Source organism: Salinibacter altiplanensis (assembly GCF_002894645.1).
GTDB classification, from domain to species: Bacteria; Bacteroidota; Rhodothermia; order Rhodothermales; family Salinibacteraceae; genus Salinibacter; species Salinibacter altiplanensis.
Map to the genome: position 1 here is coordinate 73,778 of NZ_NCQY01000030.1, position 21,017 is coordinate 94,794.

At 62.3% G+C, this 21,017-nt stretch carries 19 protein-coding genes; 15 read left to right on the forward strand and 4 right to left on the reverse strand.

Annotated features, from left to right (window positions below; translation table 11 throughout):
* Positions 1-3 precede the first annotated feature (3 nt).
* Complete coding sequence (gene cruF / locus B7R93_RS12390) at positions 4-873, reverse strand: bisanhydrobacterioruberin hydratase CruF (protein ID WP_103021075.1); 870 nt, start codon at positions 871-873, stop codon at positions 4-6.
* Between the two features lie 182 nt (positions 874-1,055).
* Between cruF and B7R93_RS12395 the strand changes: the two genes are divergently transcribed.
* The 3 genes from B7R93_RS12395 to B7R93_RS12405 all read left to right on the forward strand — a co-directional run bounded on the left by B7R93_RS12395 (position 1,056) and on the right by B7R93_RS12405 (position 2,734).
* The gene (locus B7R93_RS12395) at positions 1,056-1,745 is read left to right on the forward strand and encodes a WbqC family protein (RefSeq protein ID WP_232798395.1); all 690 of its coding nucleotides are present in this window, start codon (positions 1,056-1,058) and stop codon (positions 1,743-1,745) included.
* A 92-nt stretch (positions 1,746-1,837) separates the two neighbouring features.
* Entirely contained in the window at positions 1,838-2,395 is a 558-nt protein-coding gene (gene dcd / locus B7R93_RS12400; protein ID WP_103021076.1) for a dCTP deaminase, read from the forward strand.
* A 48-nt stretch (positions 2,396-2,443) separates the two neighbouring features.
* Positions 2,444-2,734: a hypothetical protein gene (locus B7R93_RS12405; RefSeq protein ID WP_103021077.1), complete on the forward strand. Its 291-nt coding sequence runs from the start codon at positions 2,444-2,446 to the stop codon at positions 2,732-2,734.
* A 10-nt stretch (positions 2,735-2,744) separates the two neighbouring features.
* On the opposite strand, the gene B7R93_RS12410 is transcribed toward B7R93_RS12405, so the two are convergent.
* The gene (locus B7R93_RS12410; protein ID WP_103021541.1) at positions 2,745-3,671 is read right to left on the reverse strand and encodes a dihydrodipicolinate synthase family protein; all 927 of its coding nucleotides are present in this window, start codon (positions 3,669-3,671) and stop codon (positions 2,745-2,747) included.
* A gap of 66 nt (positions 3,672-3,737) precedes the next feature.
* A complete protein-coding gene (locus B7R93_RS12415) occupies positions 3,738-4,568 on the reverse strand; it encodes a ZIP family metal transporter (protein WP_103021078.1) in 831 nt (276 codons plus the stop codon).
* A 254-nt stretch (positions 4,569-4,822) separates the two neighbouring features.
* Here B7R93_RS12415 and B7R93_RS12420 point away from each other — a divergent pair, with 254 nt between their 5' ends.
* Together B7R93_RS12420 and B7R93_RS12425 are read left to right on the forward strand one after the other, a co-directional pair.
* Positions 4,823-5,167 (forward strand): hypothetical protein, encoded by a 345-nt coding sequence (locus B7R93_RS12420; protein ID WP_232798399.1) that lies wholly within the window; start codon positions 4,823-4,825, stop codon positions 5,165-5,167.
* 160 nt (positions 5,168-5,327) lie between these two features.
* Positions 5,328-5,873 carry a hypothetical protein gene (locus B7R93_RS12425; RefSeq protein WP_103021079.1) on the forward strand — a complete coding sequence of 182 codons (546 nt, stop codon included), beginning with the start codon at positions 5,328-5,330 and terminating at the stop codon, positions 5,871-5,873.
* 92 nt (positions 5,874-5,965) lie between these two features.
* Here B7R93_RS12425 and B7R93_RS12430 read toward each other — a convergent pair whose 3' ends face one another.
* On the reverse strand, positions 5,966-6,709 hold the full coding sequence (locus B7R93_RS12430) for an ATP-dependent Clp protease proteolytic subunit (RefSeq protein ID WP_103021080.1): 744 nt from the start codon (positions 6,707-6,709) through the stop codon (positions 5,966-5,968).
* A 225-nt stretch (positions 6,710-6,934) separates the two neighbouring features.
* On the opposite strand from B7R93_RS12430, the gene B7R93_RS12435 reads away from it, so the two are divergent.
* From B7R93_RS12435 to B7R93_RS12480, 10 genes are all read left to right on the forward strand, one after another.
* Positions 6,935-7,867, forward strand: a complete 933-nt coding sequence (locus tag B7R93_RS12435; RefSeq protein ID WP_232798401.1) for a 5'-nucleotidase, lipoprotein e(P4) family — start codon at positions 6,935-6,937, stop codon at positions 7,865-7,867.
* A 1-nt stretch (position 7,868) separates the two neighbouring features.
* The gene (locus B7R93_RS12440) at positions 7,869-9,566 is read left to right on the forward strand and encodes a DEDD exonuclease domain-containing protein (RefSeq protein ID WP_103021082.1); all 1,698 of its coding nucleotides are present in this window, start codon (positions 7,869-7,871) and stop codon (positions 9,564-9,566) included.
* Between the two features lie 548 nt (positions 9,567-10,114).
* Positions 10,115-11,092: a tetratricopeptide repeat protein gene (locus tag B7R93_RS12445; RefSeq protein ID WP_198598675.1), complete on the forward strand. Its 978-nt coding sequence runs from the start codon at positions 10,115-10,117 to the stop codon at positions 11,090-11,092.
* Positions 11,093-11,102: 10 nt separating this feature from the next.
* Positions 11,103-13,937: an FG-GAP-like repeat-containing protein gene (locus B7R93_RS12450; RefSeq protein ID WP_198598676.1), complete on the forward strand. Its 2,835-nt coding sequence runs from the start codon at positions 11,103-11,105 to the stop codon at positions 13,935-13,937.
* 97 nt (positions 13,938-14,034) lie between these two features.
* Positions 14,035-15,771, forward strand: a complete 1,737-nt coding sequence (locus tag B7R93_RS12455) for a hypothetical protein (RefSeq protein WP_157942295.1) — start codon at positions 14,035-14,037, stop codon at positions 15,769-15,771.
* Positions 15,772-15,783: 12 nt separating this feature from the next.
* Complete coding sequence (locus B7R93_RS12460; RefSeq protein ID WP_103021086.1) at positions 15,784-17,394, forward strand: MotA/TolQ/ExbB proton channel family protein; 1,611 nt, start codon at positions 15,784-15,786, stop codon at positions 17,392-17,394.
* A 156-nt stretch (positions 17,395-17,550) separates the two neighbouring features.
* Positions 17,551-17,937, forward strand: coding sequence for an ExbD/TolR family protein (locus B7R93_RS12465; RefSeq protein WP_103021087.1), 387 nt, complete (start codon positions 17,551-17,553; stop codon positions 17,935-17,937).
* 19 nt (positions 17,938-17,956) lie between these two features.
* Positions 17,957-18,376, forward strand: coding sequence for a biopolymer transporter ExbD (locus tag B7R93_RS16370; RefSeq protein WP_103021088.1), 420 nt, complete (start codon positions 17,957-17,959; stop codon positions 18,374-18,376).
* 48 nt (positions 18,377-18,424) lie between these two features.
* Positions 18,425-19,465, forward strand: coding sequence for a hypothetical protein (locus B7R93_RS12475; RefSeq protein ID WP_232798402.1), 1,041 nt, complete (start codon positions 18,425-18,427; stop codon positions 19,463-19,465).
* A 21-nt stretch (positions 19,466-19,486) separates the two neighbouring features.
* Positions 19,487-21,016, forward strand: coding sequence for a tetratricopeptide repeat protein (locus tag B7R93_RS12480; protein ID WP_157942297.1), 1,530 nt, complete (start codon positions 19,487-19,489; stop codon positions 21,014-21,016).
* Position 21,017: the final 1 nt, after the last annotated feature.

Below are 21,017 nucleotides of genomic sequence, written 5' to 3' on the forward strand. Positions count from 1 at the left end.
GGGCTACCCACGAAGAAGCGAGACGGATCGCTTCAGTGAAACCGGGTTGTAGCGCCACAACAGGAGAAAGGGAACTGCGGCCGCCAGGCCCCCGATCAAGGCTGGCAGGTATACGTCGCGGAGTAGGCAAATTGAAAGGGGGAAGATGCAGTTCAGGGCGTATACCCATGGTCCCCATTCGCTCTGAATGGAGACGCCTTGCCCAATGTATTCGTAGCCGAGGAGAATCACGAACGTGACTCCGGCCCAGCCGGCCCAGTTGGAGAGGGGCATTCCGAAGAAGGCGCCGTCGACCCCGTACTCCCAGAAGGGGAATGCCTGGTTCATCGCCGGGTCCAGCGAGACGTCCCAGAGCACCATGAAGAGGGTCCCCAACAGCAATGCCCCGACCCGCTGCGTGGTGACGCGACGGGCAAGATCGAGGGAGACGATCGACATTGCAAACCAGGACGGCGGAATGAAGTACGGGACGTGGCCGGCGATCTTGGGGCCCAGCCACTGGGTGTACTGGTATTCACCGAAGGGAAGGGGAATGCTCCCGACGGTCAGCCATCCAGTGGTCCCGATCAGTTCGCTTGCGCCTCCAACGAGACATCCCCAGGCGGCGATTAGGCTCATCCGTTTCCAGCCCAGTGCGGGGCCGTACATCAACAGAGGGAGCAGTGCCAGCAGGGTCATGAACGTCCAGGTGGGCGTCTTCACGAGCTTCGTGTAGATCGGCCCAAAGAAGGCCATGGAAGAGGGGACGAGGCGAAGCAGTAGCATGCCCGCCACGCTGAACGAGATGGCCCCCACGAACAACCAGAACGCGAATCGGAAGAGAAGATCGTAGTTGCCCTCCAGGGTGGGGGGGGAGGGATCCGAGGTCGACATGGAAAGGCAGTCGGACAGGTTGGTGGGACGAGCACGTGGTGCTGGCGGGCAGAGACCCGGCCCCCGTGAGGTCGTGCGGGAAGGACCAGAAAGGCCGACGAAGTCTGCGGGGAACGAGGACCATCCCCCTCAATGGCACGTCAGAGTTGGCGAATCAGAGCCCAAACACGACGTCGCGGATCATGATCGCCGTGCAACCGCCAGAGTACTTTCCTCGGCTGGAGTACATGGCAATCATTCAGCAGGTGGACCACTTCGTTCTGGGCAACACGTTCCCGTATCGCCAGCAATCGTTCCAGAACCGTAGCAAACTTCGAAGTCCGCAGGGCTGGCACTGGATTACAATTCCCGTTTTCGGCAACCGGGACGGAGCCCCGATGCCGGCGGTCAAGTTCAAGACCGGCGGACGGTGGCGAGAAAAACACTGGCGGTCGTTCCTTTACAACTACCGCACGACAATGTACTTCGAGCACTTCAAGGCGACGTTCCGTCCCTTTTTCGAACAGGCCTGGAAGCGCCTCAGCCCGTGCGCCAGTCGATCGGTCGAGCTGCTGACGGAACTCTTCGGCCTACAGACTCCCATTACGCGGGCATCGGCTCTGGATGGGGCTCCCGAGACGACCGTGGATGTGGCCCGGGTGCTCGGCGCGGAAACGCTGCTCGCTCCGTCCGGGCGTGTCCCCGAGTCTCTGCCCGAAGGCACCGACCTACAGGTGGTCGAATACGACCACCCCACCTACCGACAGAACTTTGAAGATTTCGAGCCCGGGATGTCCGCGGCGGATCTTGTGTTTAACTACGGCCCGGAGGCCCGCCGCATTCTCGCCAAGGGCTGCGCCACGCGTGCCGACGGGTCCTTCTCGGAGCAGTAGCATACCGAGGACGGGGGACGGTTGACCTCGGCCCCAGTTCCGGATACCTTTCAGTCTCGCTTTTGCTATTTTTTCTACGACTCGCTGCGTCCATGATTCTTCCCGACCATCACATTCGCACCCTGGCAACCGAGCACGACATGATCGATCCGTTCGTCGACGAGCAGGTGCGGGAGGGCGTGGTCAGCTATGGGCTCAGCTCCTTCGGGTACGACATGCGGGTGGCGGGCGAGTTTCGTGTCTTCACGCCGAACGTCCACAACAGCGTGGTGGACCCAAAACGGATCGACGAGCGCGCTCTGGTTGAGCACGAGGCGGACGATCACATCCTTATCCCCCCCAACTCCTACGTCCTGGGCCGCTCGATCGAATACTTTCGGATGCCCCCGGACACGCTGGGACTCGTGCTCGGCAAGTCCACCTACGCGCGGTCGGGCATCATTGTCAATGTAACGCCGTTGGAGCCCGGCTGGGAGGGGCACGTGACCATTGAAATTGGGAATGGCACGCCGCTTCCCGCCAAGGTGTACGCCGAGGAGGGCGTGGCGCAAGTCGTCTTCTTGCGCGGGGAGACCCCAGAGGTGTCATACGAGGAGAAACAAGGCAAATATCAAAACCAGGAGGGCATTACGCTCCCTCGGCTTGAGTAGCACTTGAGCACCCCTTCGGGCGTTTGCGAATGATTCTTCTTGACCGTCATGGCCGACGACACGTTTGATCACTCGGGGGCCTCTCGCTCCTGGCGCAAATGGGTGGCGGCGGGGCTCTTCCTCCTCTTCTTTGGGGGGCTCGTGAGAGAGGTTCTCAATCCGTACCGGGGCCAGCGCTTCGAAAAGATTCCGCACGGTGATCACGTGCACTACGTCCCGAGAGACCGGAACCCCGACGTGTCGGTCAGCCGGTTCCCAACCCGCAAGCCGGAGGCCGACGAGCGGATCACGCCGGATGGGCAGGTGGTGCCGCGTAAAGACACGGGACGTACCCCATAGCCCCAGCGGGTCACCCCTTTGAGCCGGGCAGGGGAACGGCCTCTTCGAGCCGGTCCGCAATTTCCGCCACGACGCCTTTCTTCGCGTCGGTGAGCGGCGCCAGGGGCGGTCGCACTGTGGCCCAGGCAGGCGTGTCGAGGCGTCGGGACAGCAGAAACTTGAGGGCCGGAGTGGTTGGAAGGGAGGCAAACGCGGTCCGGAAATCCGTCAGTGCGTCCTGCACAGGCGCAGGGGCTTCGTTCTCCTGCCACTGTGTTCGCACCTCGGCGGCCAGGGCGGCTGTCACATTGGCCGTGGCGGAGATGCACCCGGCACCGCCGGTCCTCAGAACGCGGAGCAGCAGACGCTCTGTGCCGGAAAAGACCTGTAGGTCGGAAAACTGGCGGCAGAGGGCCGCGGTGTGGCTCCACTCGCCGCTTGAATCCTTGATGCCGGCAATTTGGTCGGGGTATCTACTCTGTAGCTCCTGAATCACAGAGAAGGGAATTGGGACGCCCGATAGCTCGGGGAAGTGGTAAAAGTAAAGCCGAAGGTCGACGTCTCCAACGCGTTGAATGAGATGATCGTAAAACCGAACGAGGCCGTCGTCCGAGATTTCACGGAGGTGGACTGGGGGAAGGACCAGCGTGCCCCCAACTCCCTGCCGTGTGGCTTCGCGGGTCAGTTCGACGGCATCGGGAAGGGCCGAGGCCCCCGTCCCGATCAGCAACCGGTCGGGTGGGATTTGGGAGGACAAGACGGCTTCGAGGCCGTTCAGGCGCTCGCCGACCGACAGAGAAAGCCCCTCGCCCGTCGTGCCAAAAAGCAACACCGCGTTGCAGCCATGATCGAGGAGCCACTGCGTGTGTCTGGCAAAAGAATCGTGGGCGAGGGACAGGTCTGGGCGGAAGGGCGTAAGGCCGGCGGCGAGAACGCCAGAAGGCAGGCGAGCCGACATGGACAAGAGAAACATTGTCGAACGGCAGTGAGAGGGGGGCGGCCCGAGCGAAGCGCCGGCGTGCCATCAGCCCAGGCCCACGTCCAGCATCATCATTACCGCAAATCCTCCCATGACCCCGAGGGTGGCAAGGTCGGTGTTGCTGTGGCGCTGCGATTCGGGAATGAGTTCCTCGACCACGACGTAGACCATGGCGCCGGCGGCGAAGGCGAGGGCGTAGGGAAGAAGCGGGCGAACGCTCACGACGGCCAGGGCCCCGGCCACGGCAGAGACCGGCTCCACGACCCCGGACAGCTGTCCGTACCAGAAGCTCCGCCCCCGCGAGAGGCCCTCGCCTCGCAGAGGCATGGCCACGGCAACCCCCTCGGGAAAATTCTGTAGTCCGATCCCGAGAGCCAGGGCCAAGGCCCCTGTGAGGGTCGCTCCTGTGGCCACCTCCAGATCAATGGCGGCCGCCCCGAATGTAACCCCCACGGCGAGACCTTCGGGGATGTTGTGAAGCGTGATCGCAAGAACCAGAAGGGTGGCTCGGCGCCAGGAGGTGGAGGGGCCTTCGGCGTCCGCCCGTCGGGCCCCGGGATGAAGGTGGGGGAGGAGGGCGTCGGACAGGCGAAGAAACACACCGCCCGCGAGAAATCCGATCGTCGGGGGGACCCATTCCGTCACGCCCTGCGCCGCGGCCATCTCGATGGATGGGGCCAGCAAAGACCAGAAGCTGGCGGCAATCATCACGCCGGCCGCGAATCCCATCATCGCGTCGAGGAGTCGCTGGTTTACACGCCGGGTAAAAAGAACCAGGGAGGCCCCGAGGGCCGTGATTCCCCAGGTGAACCCCCCGGCCAACAGCGACTGGAGGACGGGCGACAATTGTTCAAACCAGGGACGGAATGGGGGCACAGATGAAGAAGGAGGGCCTTCGCGACGTGAGAGGAGATTGTCTAGGGGGCAGACGTGTGAGAACACATCGGGTCCAGCAATGATCGACTCCGCAGGAGGATCCGTGGCGGGCCTCGCAACTTCCAAAAGTCCCCGACGTACGGACCGCCCAGGCGGACTGCAACTCAGAATGCCCGCGTCACGGATCTGCGAAATGCGTTCCGGGGATGGGCACTCTTCCTTTTTTGCCTTCTAGCAATGTCTTTTCCTCTACGATGAGCACGCTTCCCGACGGCGAGTACCTTCTTACCAAGGTCCAGTGGCGACGGCAGGACCGAGATGGGGCCTATCGTCCCCTACACGGATTTACCACGGGGCAGCTGGTCGCCGAGGGCGGACGCGTGCAGGCACAGGCCCGCTTCAACGATCAATTTTTGTCCAACCGGTTCAGCGATCTGGAGGGGGAGGGCACGCCTGTCGCGCTGCGGGTACAGGTGCTAGAACGGGAGGACACCTACACGCTTCGCTGTGCCGGTCCCGTTCTTGACCGGGCAGGGGCCTCGTACCAGCTGCAGGTCAGCGGCGAGGTGTCCGGCGCCGAGACCGTGTCGCTGAATTAGCGACCCTGCAAAAAAGAGATGCCCCCACAGGCCCGACTCCCACCCTGTCGGCTCTCGATGCTGGTGCACAACTGGTCTGGTTTTTGTACCTTGGGCGAGACAGGAGGGGCCCCTTGGAAGCTTTAGACGTGGACCGCCAGCGCAGTCGATTTGCCTTCGGATGAGATATGACGTTCGAATTGCGTACGGGGGGCTCGGAGTAGCAGGAGCCCTTGCCCTTACGCTCTGGCTCGGTGCTTCGAACAGTGAGGCGGCGATGTTCCTCCTTGGCGTGCTGGAATGGCTTCCCGTTGACCGGCCTGTGCTCCTGAACAAGATCGAGGCCGTCGGCATTTTTGCCATCGGTTGTGGGGTTGGGGCCATTGCCTGGCTTCTCACAGGGCGGAGGGCCATCCAGTACCTGGGAGTGCGGGCGCCCCGGGCTTGGCGCCTGTGGCGACGGGACGTCTTGACGAGTCTCGCCCCTGTGCTCAAATACACCCTCATGGGGCTCCTGATGGGGGCATTGGGAGGCGTTCTCGCACAGTACCTCTGGGGGCTCTGGACGAGTGCCTACAGTGCGGGTCTGGTGGTCGGGGCTGTCGTGGGAACGATCGACTCCGTCACGCGGCCGCAACAAAACCCCCGGCTGAATTTTTTAGAGGCGAACCAGCGGTACATCAACGACGAGAAGGTATCGGTCTTCACGGAGACCGAAAAGCCGTAGCGACGTGGGTTTGGGGCGTCGCAGAAGGCAAATAAAATGCCCATCCCCGGCGGCAGCCGGAGACGGGCACATCGCCGACAGAAATCGGGCCTCTACTCCTCCTCCGAATTGTCGGTGTCGTCGGCTTCTCCGTTGGTGTGGACGGACTTGAGGGCGTCGAGATTGTCTTCGTTCATCACTTTGTCCACGAGCCCGTAATCTTGTGCCTCCTCCGCACTTAACCAGTGATTGCGATCTGCGTCCGCCTCGATCTGGTCGATGTCCTTGCCGGTATGGAACGACAGGATCTGGTACAGGCGCTTCTTGAGCCAGGCCATCTCCTTCGCCTGAATCTCAATGTCGGAGGCCTGGCCTTCGGTCCCCCCCATCGGCTGGTGCATCATCACACGGGAGTTGGGAAGGCACGCCCGCTGTCCGTCCTCGCCTCCGGCAAGCAGTACCGATCCCATCGATGCGGCCAGGCCCACACACGTGGTGGAGATGGGAGCACCCACATACTGCATGGTGTCGTACACGCCCAGCCCGCTGTAGATGACTCCCCCCGGAGAGTTGATGTAGATGTTGATCGGTTGGTTGGACCCCTCGCTCTCCAGGTAGAGGAGCTGAGCCACGGTGAGGTTGGCAATCTGGTCGTTGATCGGCGTGCCAATGAACACGATTCGCTCCTTCAGCAGGCGACTGAAGATGTCGTAGGCCCGTTCGCCGCGGGTGGTCTGTTCCACGACCTTGGGGACGAGGCCGGACTGCGGCTGGTCGCCGAGGCCGCCCTGAAAAATACTGCTGGGCAGCGACGTCATGCTCTTGCTGAACTGAAGAAAGTCGTCGGGATCAGGCATAGAAGGCGTCGGGAAGATCAGGGAGAACCTCGCGTCATTGTGCACCTCCTAACGGCCACATCGTTCCTTTGGCGGGCGGCTCAAGGCCCCCGTGGTGTAATCTCACCGGAAGAAGTCGGGGTGGGGTTGCCCCTGGAGGACACTCCAGATATGTTGTGTGTGGTTGTCTTGCCGATCCGCACGGCAAGATCGCCGCGCCGTCTCTGGAATTGATTGTGCCATCCTGTGTCCCGACGCGCCGCGTGGTTTGCGCTCGCATTCGTGTTCGTTCTGACCGGTTGTCAGACCCTTCGGTCCGGCCCCCCCACCGAGGACCCGTCTGCTCTCCGGGCCCGTATCGATTCGCTGGAAGCCCGGGCCGACAGCCTCGCCCGGACGGCGACCCTCCGCAACCCGCTCCTGAACAGCACGCTCTGGGCCCAGACCGCGGTCGAGTACGAGGGAACGGCCCGACAGGCGTACCGAGTGGCGGAGATCATGATGCGGCGCGCGCTGGCCGACAGCCTGTGGACCGCTTCGGTCGAACAGGCGAATCGAGGCGGAAACGCCTACAGCGAGAAGCCCCCGGCCGTGGTGCTCGACGTCGACGAGACGGTGCTCGACAACAGTCCCTACCAGGCCCGCCTCGTTCGTGACGACGCTGCGTACGACGCAGAAAGCTGGGCGAACTGGGTTCGGGAGGAACAGGCCGACCCGGTGCCGGGGGCCCGTGCCTTCACGCAGGCGGCCACAGCCCAGGGCGTACAGGTGATTTACCTGACCAACCGGGATGCGTCTTTGGAGGCGGCCACCCGCACCAACTTGCGAAATCTTGGCTTTCCGGTGGACGACGCCCCGGACGTCGTGCTCACCCAGGGCGAACAGGCGGGCTGGACCCCGAAGAAAGCACGCCGCCAGTGGGTCGCCGAGCGATACCGCATTCTTCTGCTCGTAGGCGACAACTTCGGGGACTTTGTGGCGGCGGCAGACACAAGCGTGTCGGCTCGCCGTGTGAAGGCCCGGTCTTTCCGAAAATATTGGGGCACCCGCTGGATCGTCCTCCCGAATCCGCAATACGGATCCTGGGAGGCCGCGCTGTACGATTTTGAGTACGGCCTGCCGCCCCGCTCCCGTCTTGAGGCCAAGCATGAACACCTGACCCCGAAGCGCTCCCAATAGCATGACCATTGCCGACGCAACGTTCGTGGTGACCGATCTGGAGACGACCGGCACCACGCCGGACGACGATCGGATCATGGAGGTTGGGGCGGTCAAGGTGCAGGACGGAACGGTGATCGACCGGTTTCAGCAGCTCGTCAACCCCCAGGAGTCTGTGCCGGGGCGCATCACGAAGATGACCGGAATCACGACGGGGATGGTCTTCGAGGCGCCGCCCGTCAAAGACGTTCTCCCGGACTACCGCGCCTTTTTGGGGGACGGCATTCTCGTGGCGCACAACGCCTCGTTCGACGTGTCTTTTTTGAACGCCGAGCTGCGGCGGATCGGGGACGAGACGCTTTCCAACGACACGCTCTGTACCGTTCGTCTGGCCCGCCGGCTGCTGCCGGGACTCGACTCGAAGGGCCTCGGCCGGCTCGCGCAGTTCTACGACATCGACGTAGACGGGCGACACCGGGCCCTTGGGGACGCGGAGGCGACCAGCGTGGTGCTGCGACGGTTCGTCAGCCAGCTGGCCTTCGAGCACGAGGTCGAGACCGTCGAGGCCCTGCTGCGCTTTCAGCACCAGAGCTACCAGACGGTGCGGGAGGTGCCGGGGCACATCGAGTCGATCCGGGACGAGGTCCTCCCGGACGTCCCGGACGCGCCGGGCGTGTACGTGATGAAAAACAGCTCGGGGACTCCTCTCTACATCGGCAAGGCCAAGCGCCTGCCCGATCGCCTCCGCAGCCACTTCACGGCGGTCGAGTCGAGCGGCGCCCGCAAGCGAAAGATGCTCCAGAAGGTGCGGTCGGTGGACTGGACGACGACCGATACCGAGCTGGAGGCCATCCTCTTGGAGTCGCGCCGCATCAAGGCGGAAAAGCCCCGCTACAACCGCGCGCAGCGGCGCTACTACAACCGTCCCTTCCTCCGCCTGGATACGGCCCACGAGTACCCGACGATTTCCTGGACCCGCCGGCTGGAGGCGGACGGCGCCGAGTACTACGGCCCGGTGCGCAACACCGAGCAGGCGGAGATGGTGGTGGACGTGGTCGGTCGGTTCTTTCAGCTCCGCGAGTGCGACGACGAGCGCCTGCACCTCGGCCAGCGGTGCCTCTACGCCGACATGGACCGGTGCACCGTGCCGTGCGAGACGGAGGACCCGGAGGCATACGCCACGGTGGTCGAGCGCGTGCAGGCCTTCCTTACGGGACAGGACCAGCGCGTGCTCGACGAGATGCAGGCCCGGATGCAACGGGCCTCCGACGACCTCAAGTTCGAGAAGGCCGCCGAGCTTCGGGACACGCGGGAGCAATTGGAGCGCATCCTGGAGAAGCAGCGGGTGGCGGCGGCGCCGGTGCGAGAGCACCACGCGGCGTTGGTGCATCGCGCGCCCAAGCGGCCGGACCGGGCGGACGTGATCCTGGTGCGCTTTGGGCGGTTTGAGGAGTCCATCGTGTGCCCCCTACCGCTGTCGCCGGAGCAGCGGACCCACCTGCGCGAGCGCTGCCGGTCAGTCTTCGACGCAGACACCGATCCGCCCACGACGTTCTCCAAGCGAGACGCGACCGAAATTCGCCTGCTCTCGCACTGGGTATACGCACACCGGGAGGAGCTGCGGGCCATCCGGTGGAATTCAGGGGCATCCCGTGAAGGAATGATGGCGGCCATCGAGTCTGCCATTCCTGGCCAAGTTGCAGACCGTCCGGGTTCGTAGTGGAAGAGACACGGTGGCCGGTGATGATCTCGTGGAAACGGGGACTCGGGCAGACCTGTCGCCCCTTCGTTTAGAACCTGTTTGGATTCTGGGTCGGATGGGGGGCGAGCATCGATGCGTCGAACATCGGTGCAGGGGGGAGGACTGTAGTGGAACGACTGCCCGAGACCGGAGGCGATTTGTAGACCATCGCTGTGGGGCGGCGCCCCGAGACATAAATTGACATAAATTGAAGCAGGTTCCTCGAACCCACAGGGACTCGAACCCACAGGGATGGGTGGGGCGAGGCCTGCCGGGCCTGCATACGTAAAGGCCGACTGCGCACCGGCGAGGCCCCTCAGTTTGGGGGTTCTTTACATTTCCCCTTCAGCAGGACGACGGTGTCGTGAGGAAGCACTACTGGTTGCTCTCGCAGATGCGACCATACAAGGCACACGATGCCTCACCGTTGCCCCCAAGTCCTGACGCTGGAGTTTGTTCGTGGTATGCGAGAAACTGCGCCCAAGCGCCTGGTTTTTTGTTTGCTCCTCGCGATTGGGGGAGCTGCCATGGGCTGCGAAAGTGACCTCGCGCGCCGTGTTGGCAAGTACGAGCAGACGCGGGACTATGAATCGGCGGCCCAACTTCTTCAGCGCGCCACCCAGCGCAATTCCCAAGACGCCGAGGCCCATTTCTTGCTCGGGCGCGTCCAAGTGCGGCGGGGGGCGTACGAAGACGCGGTGGCGGCCTTGGAGACATCGAGAGAGCTCTCGCCCCGCTTTGAAGAGCAGATCGAGTTTCTGCGAGAAAAGCACGGCCGAGAGGAGTTTCAGGAGGGAAGAGAGGCCGACCAGTCTGGATCCTATCAGGCCGCCGTACAGCATTATCGGAATGCAACGCTCCTTCTTCCGGACGACGCGGCCGCGCACCGGGCCCTCGGGCATGCCCTCGTGCAGGCCGACCAGGCCGCCGAGGCCGAGAAGGCCTATCAGGAGGCCCTAGACTTGGAGCCGGACGCGGAGACCCTCAACAATCTTGCGGCCCTCGCCTTCCGACGAGGCGCCTACGCCGAGACGGTACGGTACTCCCAGCGAGCTCTCGGGCTTGACCCCGAAACGGCTCGTCAGTCCCGTCCCGAAGTGGTCGAACGGTTGGCCTACGCGCACCTTCGACTGGATCAATTCTCAGCGGCGAAAGAGCGGTTCCGGGAGGCTCTGAGTACGACTCCCTCAGAAGAACTGCGGCGAGACTTCGCCTTTGCCTTGCACCAGCGAGGAGAGTACGAGGAGGCACGATCGCAGTTGGAGACGCTTGCCGCCGCCCAAACTCCGGACCGCTCGGTCCTCCACGCGCTGGGAGACACATATCTTGCGCTCGGAAAGCATCATGCCGCGACAGAGACATATCGTCGTCTGTACCAGCAACACCCGGAGGACGAAGATGCCCTTCAGAGTTTGATTATTGCCTATCACAACCTAGATCAGGACGAGGAGGCACAAAAATACACCGACCAGCTCAAAGAACTGACGGATGACGACAACAGGTAGTTGCCATCTGATGCGCGGATCCCTCTTGGTGTACCTCGCCGGTGGACTCGTTCTTGGTCTGATTCTTTCGCTCCCAGAAACGGGCCATGCTCAGTCGTCGGGGATACAAGGCGTAGAGCCGGACGCAAACTCCATTGTGGCTCAGGCGACCGATACGATTGCCGTTGCCTTCGACAGTCCCATCACGGTGTCTGCCAATACCGACACCCTTCGCGTATTCGGCAGCCGGTTTGGTCGCCACGAAGGAACCATCCAGGTCTCGGGGACGCCGGCAGACTCACTCCTGTTCATTTCCGATTGCCCCTTTCGCCCTGGAGAGACGGTCACGGTCACTGTGCCCAGAGATGTTAGCAGCACAGGAGGAGTCCCCAGGAACCCGTATACCTGGCAGTTTACGGTGCGGACGGAGTACGGAACGGGGAGGTTTATGCAGACGGCCTCTGTCTCCTTCGGCCAGGGACGTCAGGACCAAGCCGTCGCCAAGCTTGGATCCGTCGAAATTCCGTCTGCCCCTTTTGCCGCCGAGTTCAACCGTCCACTGGACAACGCCGACCCGGGAGACCTTCGGACCGACGTGGCCTTTGTCAACCAGAAAGCAGAAGAGGTTCAGGTCCTGTTTGGGCCCAATCTCAACCGGTCGAGTTCAGTCTCCGTTTCTGTTCCTGGGGCAACAACACTGACGGGGGGAGACCTCAACGATGATGGGTTGCCCGACTTGGTGACCGTCAGCAGCTTTTCGGATAGTCTGACCGTCCTTTCGAACCAGGGAGGCACGTTTCAGGAGGCCGAGCGCTTCTCGACCGGATCCCGGCCTGCGGACGTGGCCATCGCGGACCTGGACGGCGACGGGGCACAGGACCTTGCGGTCTCGCTCTTCGGGGAGGATGAAGTGCACGTATACCTGAACGCGGACGACGGCACCGCCGCGTTTGAGCGTTCGGCGATCAAGATCCCTGTGGGAGCCGCCCCGACGAGCCTGACTGCCCGAGACATCGATCGGGACGGCAACTTGGATATACTGGTGGGGAGTGCGGGAGAAGAGCAGATTTCTGTTCTCGAGAATGAGGTCAACGGGGCGGGCGGATTTTCCCAAGCCGCCACGATTGATCTCGGGTTCGTGCCGGCATCCATTGCTGCAAATGACGTGAGCGGGGGGAGGGACGGGCGTGTGGACTTGATCGTCAGTGGACAGGGGAGGGGAGAGGTGGTTCTCTTCGAAAATGATCCCGCAAATTCCTTCGGGTTCCGCGATTCGACTTCGCTTCCGTCGGCCCCGGACGGGCCGGCGCTCGGAACGGCGTTGGCCGACGTGAACGCAGGGGCCGCATCCGACCATGAACTTGACCTGATCAGTTCGTACCGGTCCAGCAACGAGGTGCAGGTCCTGCGCAACTCAAACAATGGGTACGAGACCTCCCCTTCTGTGCTTTCGACGAGCAGTGCGCCGGTCGGGATCGTGGGGCTGGACGTTGAACGGGACGGAAGTCAGGACCTTGCGGTCGTTGGCCCCCGTGGCACGACGCTGAATCTGTTCACCAACCAGGGGGGGCGTCCGGGCCCGGTTGCGCTTACCCCGAATCCTCCCCTTAGCTTCGGTGGGGTGTGCGTTGACGAGGAGGGCGTTGACAGTGTGGAGGTCGAAAACGTCAGCAATTCTGAGGTCGTACTTCGGAAGTCGTCCATTCCCCCAGGGTTTGCCGTGGGAGACGCCCTTTCTCTCCCGGTGACGCTGCGACCCGGAGAGGCCAGGGACGTTCCCATCGTGTTCTCCCCGGAGGATATTCGAGAATACGACGAGCGGTTGGTGCTCGAGGCGAACGAGCAGACGCAATTTTGCGGCCGGGACACGCCGCCCGTACCGCTTCCCATCAAGGTGGAGGGCACCGGGCAGGGCATCGAGGGATCGGCGAGCCCGCAGACCCTCGAATTCGGCGAGGTCATTGAAGGAAATGCCTCGTCCAAATCATTTACCATCCAGAATACAGGGAATGACGACGCCGACATCCAGGGGATTCAAGGGCTGGACGGCACCCCGTTTGAGGTCACTGACGCCCCCTCGTCGGTCTCCGGAAGCGGGGAGGAACAAGTGACCGTCCGGTTCGCGCCGACAGCGCCCAATTCGTCCTTCAAAGAGACCGTCCGGGTGACGCTGGAGAGCAGCAGCTGTGACCAGCAAGAAACGGTACAGGTGGTGCTCAGGGGATCCTCGCGTCCCCCACGTCCCGATCTTGTGGCGGAGGAGGTCTTTTTCGTAGACGAGGAAGAGTCGAGCCCCGTGCGGGTCTCCGATACCTTAGGCGTCCAGTGCAGGTATAGCAATCAGGGGGGCACTCGCGTCGACAACTCGTTCGAGTGGCAGATTCGTCGGGACGGTACCTCCCTGGACGCAGGAACGGATACCGGTTTGGCTGTGGGGGAAACTCGAGAGACGTCGACCGTCGAGGTGGTATTCTCCGAAGAAGGGCCCACCGAGATTACCTGTGAGGTGGACACGGACGACCTGATCACCGAGCAGGTCGAAGACAACAACACGGCCCCGCTGTCCCTCACAGTGGAGTTGCCCGACCAGTTGCCCGTTCAGCCAAACCCGTTCACCCCCAATGGGGACTGTTGCAACAACGTGGTCGAGTTTAGGGTGAAGGAGTTCGGGTTGGACCAGCCCGCCGTAGAGATTTACACCCTTGAGGGGCGGCTCGTCCGGACTCTCAGGCAGATGGAGGGGGGAGCGCTGAAGTGGGACGGACGGGACGATGGCGGGGAACGGTTGCCTCCAGGGGCCTACCTGTATGTGGTTCAGGATGGGGGACAAGATGTAGCGTCGGGCGATGTTGTCCTGGCCCGCTAAGCCGAGCCTCCCTGTCCAGATGAGCACCGCGTCTTCCGAAACCGCACTCTGCAGTAGGATGACCTCCGTTTCTTCATTGCGCCAAGCTTCTTTCCTCGTGGCCGCTCTACTCGTGTCCGCGTGGGGCACGCCCACATTTGGGCAGCAGTTTATCACGGGGCCGTCCACGGGCCTTGATGATCCAAAGTCCATGCTTCAGAATCCAGCCACGATTTCTTTCCATCGTCCGCAGGTTGCTCTGGGCATCAAGGCCCACCAGGTCGGAGTGGGAAGCGAGTCGGGAGTTCCGTTGCGCGAAGGGTTCGTGGGCGGGTCCACACCGTTTCTCATCGGGGATCGGATTGGGGTGGGCGGCACCGTTCGATACTTCGACTCGCCCATTTTTAAGAAGGGGGCCTTCGGAGCGAGTGTAACCGGCCGCATCTTCCGCTTCTTGTCCATCGGGGCGCGGGTCTCGGCGCTGAATCTATCGTACAATCAGTCGGAGTTTGTTGGGGTTGGGGAAGATCCCGTAATTGGGGGAGGGGCCGGCAAGACGACGTGGACGAGCACGGTGGGGCTCTTTGCCAAGCCCCTCCCGAACCTGAATCTTGCGGTCGGTGGCCGAAACTTGAATCGTCCCAATCTGGCGCTTGGTGGAGACAGCTTCCAGGCGCAGCCCGAATTCTTCGGGGGCGCCTCGTACGGGGTTGGGGCCGTGAGGGCCCGTGCCGAGGTTACAAACTCCCGGTACGGGCTTGACGCGCGCCTTGGGATCGAGGCGTACTCGACCGACGGGTCGTTCATCCGAGTCGGCAGCGATGCCGGCTTCAACAACGGTCGCATTGAGGGACAGCTGCACGTCAGCGGCCCTCTGAGTGTGAACTACCAGTACAACGTCCCCACGTCGGATTTGCGGGGAGCATCAACTGGGTCCCATCAATTTACGGTGCTCTACGAGTTTGGGCGGACCCCGGAACTGCCCGAGAGGCCGTCGGCTCCGTCGATGGTGATGGAGGCCAACCGATCGGCGGTCGAGTCCTCGCCGGAGCCAAGACTGCGAGTCGCCTCGGGCCATCAGATTCTTCAGCACCTTGAGAAGCGCGTCGAGCGGAAAATCGATGTGCCCCAGGCCGTGCTCCAAAACGTGTCCCGGGAGGCCCTGGGGCGACTGGACAGCACCATCGCCTCCCATCGGGGGCGCACGAGGGGACGGCCCGCCGACGACATTCCGGAGAACATCGAGGTGATGGATGTGCTTTCGGCGGAGTACGATTCGACCCTTTCGCGGGTCGGGCGCCGCTTGCAGGACGGCACGCCGTCTACCCTTGATGTTTTGCAGAAAGACCAAGACAGCGTCAAGGCGTACGGCCTTTACAACCGCGTGCGGGCCGAGACGGGGGTGTCGTCCGACCAGGTCCGTGTGGTGAATCCCGCCAACAGTCCGACGCCCCAATCCCGAAACCGCCAAGCCCTTCCCCGCGAGGAGTCCCGGTCGGTTCTTAATCCTGAGAGCACGACGCTGACCCTCCTCTACCCCTACCTGTCGGACGAGAATGGCGTGTGGACGCTGACCGTGGAGGACGGGGCCGGAGAGGTCGTACGAACGTTTCGGGGATCGGGCTCGCCGACACAACAGATCGAATGGGCCTGGACCGATGAGCAGGGCGAACCTCTCGACCAGGGGGTCTACCGGTACCAGCTTGCATGGGAAGGCCCGAGTGGTACCTACAAGTCGGAGCGGCAGAAATTCACGGTTCAGAAGACCGTTCGAAAGGTCACGATTGAGGTGACTGAGAATCCGAAGGGAGTCGACGCCCCGTCGGATGCCCTCGAACTTCGAATTGACAAGTAACGTCGCACACCCATGATTCGACACCGCGCACGGCGCCTCTGGCTTCGATCCGGGATTTTCCTCGTGACCCTTGGGGGCATTCTGGGACTTGTCCCGCCGACCTTCGCACAGCAGGCTGCGGATACTACGTCGGCCGCCGCGGACACTGGGTTGGGATCCGGCGACGGGTTTCTGCTCTGGGACCTGATCGGGGAGGCGGGGGGCTTCCAGTACCCGATTTTCGGGCTCCTTGGGATTGGCCTGTTTCTGATTAGTGCCAAGCTCTACGAACTGTACAGCGACCGACGGGCGGCTCAGGAGCTGGAGGAGGCCTCCCTGGAGGGCATGGAGATGAACCGCATCGCCATGCTGGTCGCGAATCAGAAGAAGAGCATGCTTGCCGACCTGCAGGCGACGATGCTGAATGTGTTTCAGACCACGAAGGATGCGGGCACGCTCCACGAAGAGATCGCCAACTTCATACAGTTCCAGAGAGAGCGATTCGGCACTTTCAAACAGCGCATTGACTTTCTTGCGGACACGGCCGGCGCCGTGGGGCTCTTGGGGACGGTGTGGGGGATTCTTCGCGTGTTTACGGGCGGAGGAATCGACGACGAGCAACGGGTCCTTGCCGGGATGGGCATTGCCCTCGTCTCGACGCTGCTGGGCCTCGTCGTGAGCATCACGTTGAATCTGATCTCGACAGAGGTGTATAGCTTCTTCGACAATCGGCTCGACCAAATTGAGGACAAGGCCGATGAGCTCCGCTTCCGGCTTCTGGAGCTGGGGCTGAGTCAGAATGGGACGGCGGCGTCGGGGGCCGAGTCTTCCGCGGAAGTGCCTCCGGCGGAGGCGCGGGCCTCTGGGTCCCAATCCACTCAGTCGGGCCGCCCCGATCCTCAGGCTCAGGCACCGGCGGCGATCCCTCCCGAAGACGAATTCGCGTCGGAGCGAGGATCCGGGGCCGGGCAGCCGGTCGCGGAGCATACAGATTCCCCCGTTGTCGCTACGGAGCCAACCCCGAAGCAATTGGACGTTGCTGAGTTGTCCGAGGCCGTCCCCGTCGCTTCGTCCCTCACGGACATCTCGGTGAAACTTCAGGGCGGAGACGGAGAGCCCGTTGCGGACGAGGTGGTCCAGATCGAGGTAGAGGACGGAAGCGGACACCTTGAGGACGGTCGGTCACAAATCACCCGGCGGACTGGAAACGATGGAACGCTCACCTTTGATTGGTGCCTCCCGGAGGCCCCCGGCCCCTGCAGCGCCGTTGCGGATGTTCCGTCTGCCGATGCGTCGGGAACGACGGTTCACCTCAGCGTCCGGGCCCACCCGGGCGCCCCGAAGCGGTACGCACAGGGGGGCAACAATCAGGGAGCCGAAGTTGGGAGTCCTTTGCCGAAGCCGCTTAGCGTGAGAATTTTTGACGCCTACAACAACCCCGTTCCGGACCACCAGGTCAAGTTTCAGGTGGAGTCGGGGGAGGGCCGATTTGACAGGGGGAAGGCCTCCGTCGCCGTGCCCACGAATGAGTCGGGGGAGGCGGCCGCAACGTTTTGGGTCGGGGAGAAGCCCGGCCTGAATACCGTGTCTGCAGTGGTTGGCGACGAGAAGGTGAGCTTCCAGGCGATGGCGCTTGAGCAGTAGCCCCACGCCGCCTGCGATGTCCGAGCTGTGACTGGGGGGGAGGCACTGTGGGCAGTGGGCACTGGACGAGACGTGTTGTTGAGATGAAAACTCACTGAGGGACGGCATTCAGTGGGTGTTTTCCGGTGCATGATTGAAAAACAATGAGATCGAGCTATGGGCCAGGCCGGATACATCCTTCGGTTCGTCGATATCGTGCTCATCTTGCTGTTTGGGATGATCAGTGTCTCTCGCATCGATCCCAGTGACATACAGCCCCCAGAGAGCACAGAGACCCCGGACAAGCCGATCGTCCGGGAGCGTGTTCTCTTCGTGGGGATCCAGACGAACGGGACACTCCAGGTTGGGGAGGAAAATCGAATGCTTCACTCCCTCCCGGAATTGACGGGATTTCTTCGGGAAAAGATTGACCAATTTGGTCGGCCTTCCCTGAAAGTCCGAGTCCGCAGTAGCCACAGGGCCCCGATGCAGTATCTGATGCAGGTCGCCGCGCTCTGTGACGAAATGGGCCTTCGCAAATCCATAGAGGTCGAGACAAAATAGCCCCCACGGGCTCACTGCCATGCAAAATACTGGCTTTCTGGTGCGGTTTATAGACATCGGGCTTATAATCCTATTCGGGTTCATATGGGTAAGCGATATCAGCACGTTTTCTCACATAGAGATGTCCGGGGACGATCAGCAGAACCAGTCGGAGCAAACCGAAGAGGTCACAATTCTGCGCGTACAAGCCCGAAAGGGAGGAACCTACAACGTCGTAAATCGCGAGACGGATGCTGTTGAGTGCAGCCGTGTTGATAAATCGGGCCTGGAAGGCTGCCTTCGTCGAGCACGGGAGAACGTTTCGCAGAGAGGACGGCGGGCGGTTGTGCTCATTGAGCCCAGCCAAGAGTCAGCCGTCCAGCACACCGTCGACGTGCTCGACATTTGCCAACGCCTGGGGATCCCGAAGAACATCCACAAAAAGCCCCTTCAATTGTAGATCATGATTTCGCCGGACCCCCGCAATGACAAATCTCGGCAGAGGAGGGTGGCGGCCTTCACGACGATGGGTGTGGTGGCCCTTGCCGCGCTTTTCGTCGGGGTCGTAAGCGTCCCGGACTTCACGAGCCCGCAGGAGCAATTCCGGAAACTCGACCCACAGCGGTTTGCCGATCTGGACATGAATTCCGAACCGGAGCCCGAACAGGAGTCTGAAAGCGAGTCGGAGTCGCAGGAAGAAGAGAACCCCGAGGAAGCCGAGCAAGACGCCGAGCCCGAGAAGGCCCCGGAGCGCGTGGAGGCCCCCGACCTCTCTTCGGATGGGCTCAACGTGGATCCTTCCCCCTCAGAAACCCCGAACGAGACCAGCCGCAATCCCGATCAGTCGGAGACCTCGGGGGGGAATGCTTCGGTGGCGGTGGAGCGGAACGAGGTGGGGGAGGCGGGGGGCGCCCAGACCTTCGATGATCCCAGCACGGCGGCCCTTCCGAGCGGGGAGAGCGGGAGCGCCACCAGTGGATCGGAAGGAACGGACATCGCACTTGCGGAGGGCTCTGGGTCGGGAGAAGGAGATGCCTCGGGAGACGACTTCGGGGGCGGGGGCGAGGTGGCCGCTGGGAGCGAGGGACAGGCGGGCGGCGAGAGCGGGTCCTCGGTGGAGGTGTCCCTGAAAGACGTCAGCCAGGAAGATTATGGCAACCTCGAGGTCAACAAGCTGATTCAGTGGATGAAGAATCATCCCGCTGAACTGCCACCTGGTGTTCAACAGCTGGTTCAGTACCGGGCCGACCATCTGTCTTCCAAGCTTCGCTCCATTGAGGCAGAAGGAGAAAGATACGAATTGTACCTGATGTGCAAGGAGAGCCTGAAGGAGGTGCACATCGTTTTGGTGAAAGACGAGCGAGCGCAGTATCTGGTGGACCGTTCCTTTCAGAAGCAGAGCCGAAAGTTTCGGGCCGGTCCTGTGAGACGAAGTGAGGACAGCATCGTCGGGGTCCGAACGGAAGGGCGCCCCCGGGGAAAAGAGGCGGAGCGGTTCTATGATGTGTTCCTCTCGTGGTGGAAACGGGCGAAAAAAGACGTAGAATAAAAATTAGGCATGCTCTGAGGTATGAATCGATTTGTTTATTCCTTCCTTGTCGGAGTCTTGTTGATTGGGTGCGGGTCGAGCAGCCCTACGACGACCTCTACGCCCCGTTCTGCCTCGGAGAACTCAGCCGCGGCGGCCTTGAGCGTGTCGGTGCCCCCCGGGGTGGACACGAGCACGGCGCGACGAGCGGACTCCCTGGCCGACCGGTCCTTTGTCTCATTGGACAAGCAGCGGCGGGCGAGCGCGAGGGCGCGGGAGGGGCAGTCGCTCGTGCAGATCAGCGACTCCCTGTGGAGGTATTTGGAGATGGGCAGTGACACGACGGAGGTCGACAGTGTCAGTCAGAAAAAGCGAAATGCGGCCATCCGGGCGTACAACCGCGGGGCCGATTCGCTACAGAAATACCTGAAGGTCACGAAGGCGGCCGACCTCGACAGCACCCGGCTGCGTCAGCTCCAAACAGACCTCCTCAACGGGGCCCAGTCGGCCTTCGAGGAGGCGATTCAATTGAACCCCTACGATGATGCCACACGGAACCGACTGGCCCAGATTTACCAACGTCGAGCCGAGCGCCTCGGGGAGGAAGAGGCCTACCAGCAAGCGATTGACATTTACGAAAAGCTCGTTCGGCTCCGAAAAGACCAGCCGGCCCCGTTCCTCAACCTCGCGAACGCCTACTACGAGACAGGCGCGTACGGGCAGGCCGCGGAGAACTATCGCCAGGCCCGAGACACGTACCTCGAATCGGTCGAACTGTCCCTCGATGGTGATCGACGGGTGGACACTACGCGTGTCTTCCAGTACGCCCTTGCGGAGGCGGATGCGCACCGTTATGCGCGAAATACCGACCCTGCTCTCCAGGGGTATCGGCGGGCGTTGAAATACGCCAGCACGTCCGAGCAGAGGGAGACCGCGAAGGGCTGGGTGGGCTGGGTAACCTGGGACGACGGAAACATCGACGCCAGCTTTGCGCGCGATTCTCTCTCTGCCCTTGCGGGCCGTGGGAAGTATGCCGCGGCGGTCCAGGGCTTTCGGACATTGAAGCCCCGTCTTCAAACGCAGTCCGCCCGCGACGAAATCGACTGGCGTCTTGCCCAGGCTGAATATCAGAATGAACAACGAGCCCGGGCCGCTGATCGGCTGCAGTCTCTGTTTCAACGGACCGAAGTGGATGCGAATGGCGCCCCGGTTGACTCCACCTATCAGCAGTATTTCGACACGTACGGCACGGTTTGCCTGAACTTGGGTCGGCAAAAGCGGAGCGAGGATCTACGTACGGCCCTGACGTACTTTCAACAGTCCGCCGAGGTCCCCTGGGAGCGCCAGCCCCTCGCTCAGTTGGAGGCCGGAAAGCTGCTTCGCAACAACGTTGAGAAGTCCGTACAGTACCTGGAGCGAGCCGCGGACGAGCCGGACGTGCTTGCGACGGAGGACAAACTGGACCTTTACCGAAATCTGGTCAAGCAGCACCGGCGCCTCGGGAATCGGCAGAAGGCCCTACAATATCAAAAAGTCTTTCAAAAGATCAGAAAACGAGCGGCCGCTAGCTGAT

Bases quoted from the DNA above. Each gene is read 5' to 3' on its own strand.
- cruF (WP_103021075.1), bottom strand. From the start codon at position 873: ATGTCGACCTCGGATCCCTCCCCCCCCACCCTGGAGGGCAACTACGAT.
- B7R93_RS12395 (WP_232798395.1), top strand. From the start codon at position 1,056: ATGATCGCCGTGCAACCGCCAGAGTACTTTCCTCGGCTGGAGTACATG.
- dcd (WP_103021076.1), top strand. From the start codon at position 1,838: ATGATTCTTCCCGACCATCACATTCGCACCCTGGCAACCGAGCACGAC.
- B7R93_RS12405 (WP_103021077.1), top strand. From the start codon at position 2,444: ATGGCCGACGACACGTTTGATCACTCGGGGGCCTCTCGCTCCTGGCGC.
- B7R93_RS12410 (WP_103021541.1), bottom strand. From the start codon at position 3,671: ATGTCGGCTCGCCTGCCTTCTGGCGTTCTCGCCGCCGGCCTTACGCCC.
- B7R93_RS12420 (WP_232798399.1), top strand. From the start codon at position 4,823: ATGAGCACGCTTCCCGACGGCGAGTACCTTCTTACCAAGGTCCAGTGG.
- B7R93_RS12425 (WP_103021079.1), top strand. From the start codon at position 5,328: ATGAGATATGACGTTCGAATTGCGTACGGGGGGCTCGGAGTAGCAGGA.
- B7R93_RS12430 (WP_103021080.1), bottom strand. From the start codon at position 6,709: ATGCCTGATCCCGACGACTTTCTTCAGTTCAGCAAGAGCATGACGTCG.
- B7R93_RS12440 (WP_103021082.1), top strand. From the start codon at position 7,869: ATGACCATTGCCGACGCAACGTTCGTGGTGACCGATCTGGAGACGACC.
- B7R93_RS12445 (WP_198598675.1), top strand. From the start codon at position 10,115: ATGGGCTGCGAAAGTGACCTCGCGCGCCGTGTTGGCAAGTACGAGCAG.
- B7R93_RS12450 (WP_198598676.1), top strand. From the start codon at position 11,103: ATGCGCGGATCCCTCTTGGTGTACCTCGCCGGTGGACTCGTTCTTGGT.
- B7R93_RS12460 (WP_103021086.1), top strand. From the start codon at position 15,784: ATGATTCGACACCGCGCACGGCGCCTCTGGCTTCGATCCGGGATTTTC.
- B7R93_RS12465 (WP_103021087.1), top strand. From the start codon at position 17,551: ATGGGCCAGGCCGGATACATCCTTCGGTTCGTCGATATCGTGCTCATC.
- B7R93_RS16370 (WP_103021088.1), top strand. From the start codon at position 17,957: ATGCAAAATACTGGCTTTCTGGTGCGGTTTATAGACATCGGGCTTATA.
- B7R93_RS12480 (WP_157942297.1), top strand. From the start codon at position 19,487: ATGAATCGATTTGTTTATTCCTTCCTTGTCGGAGTCTTGTTGATTGGG.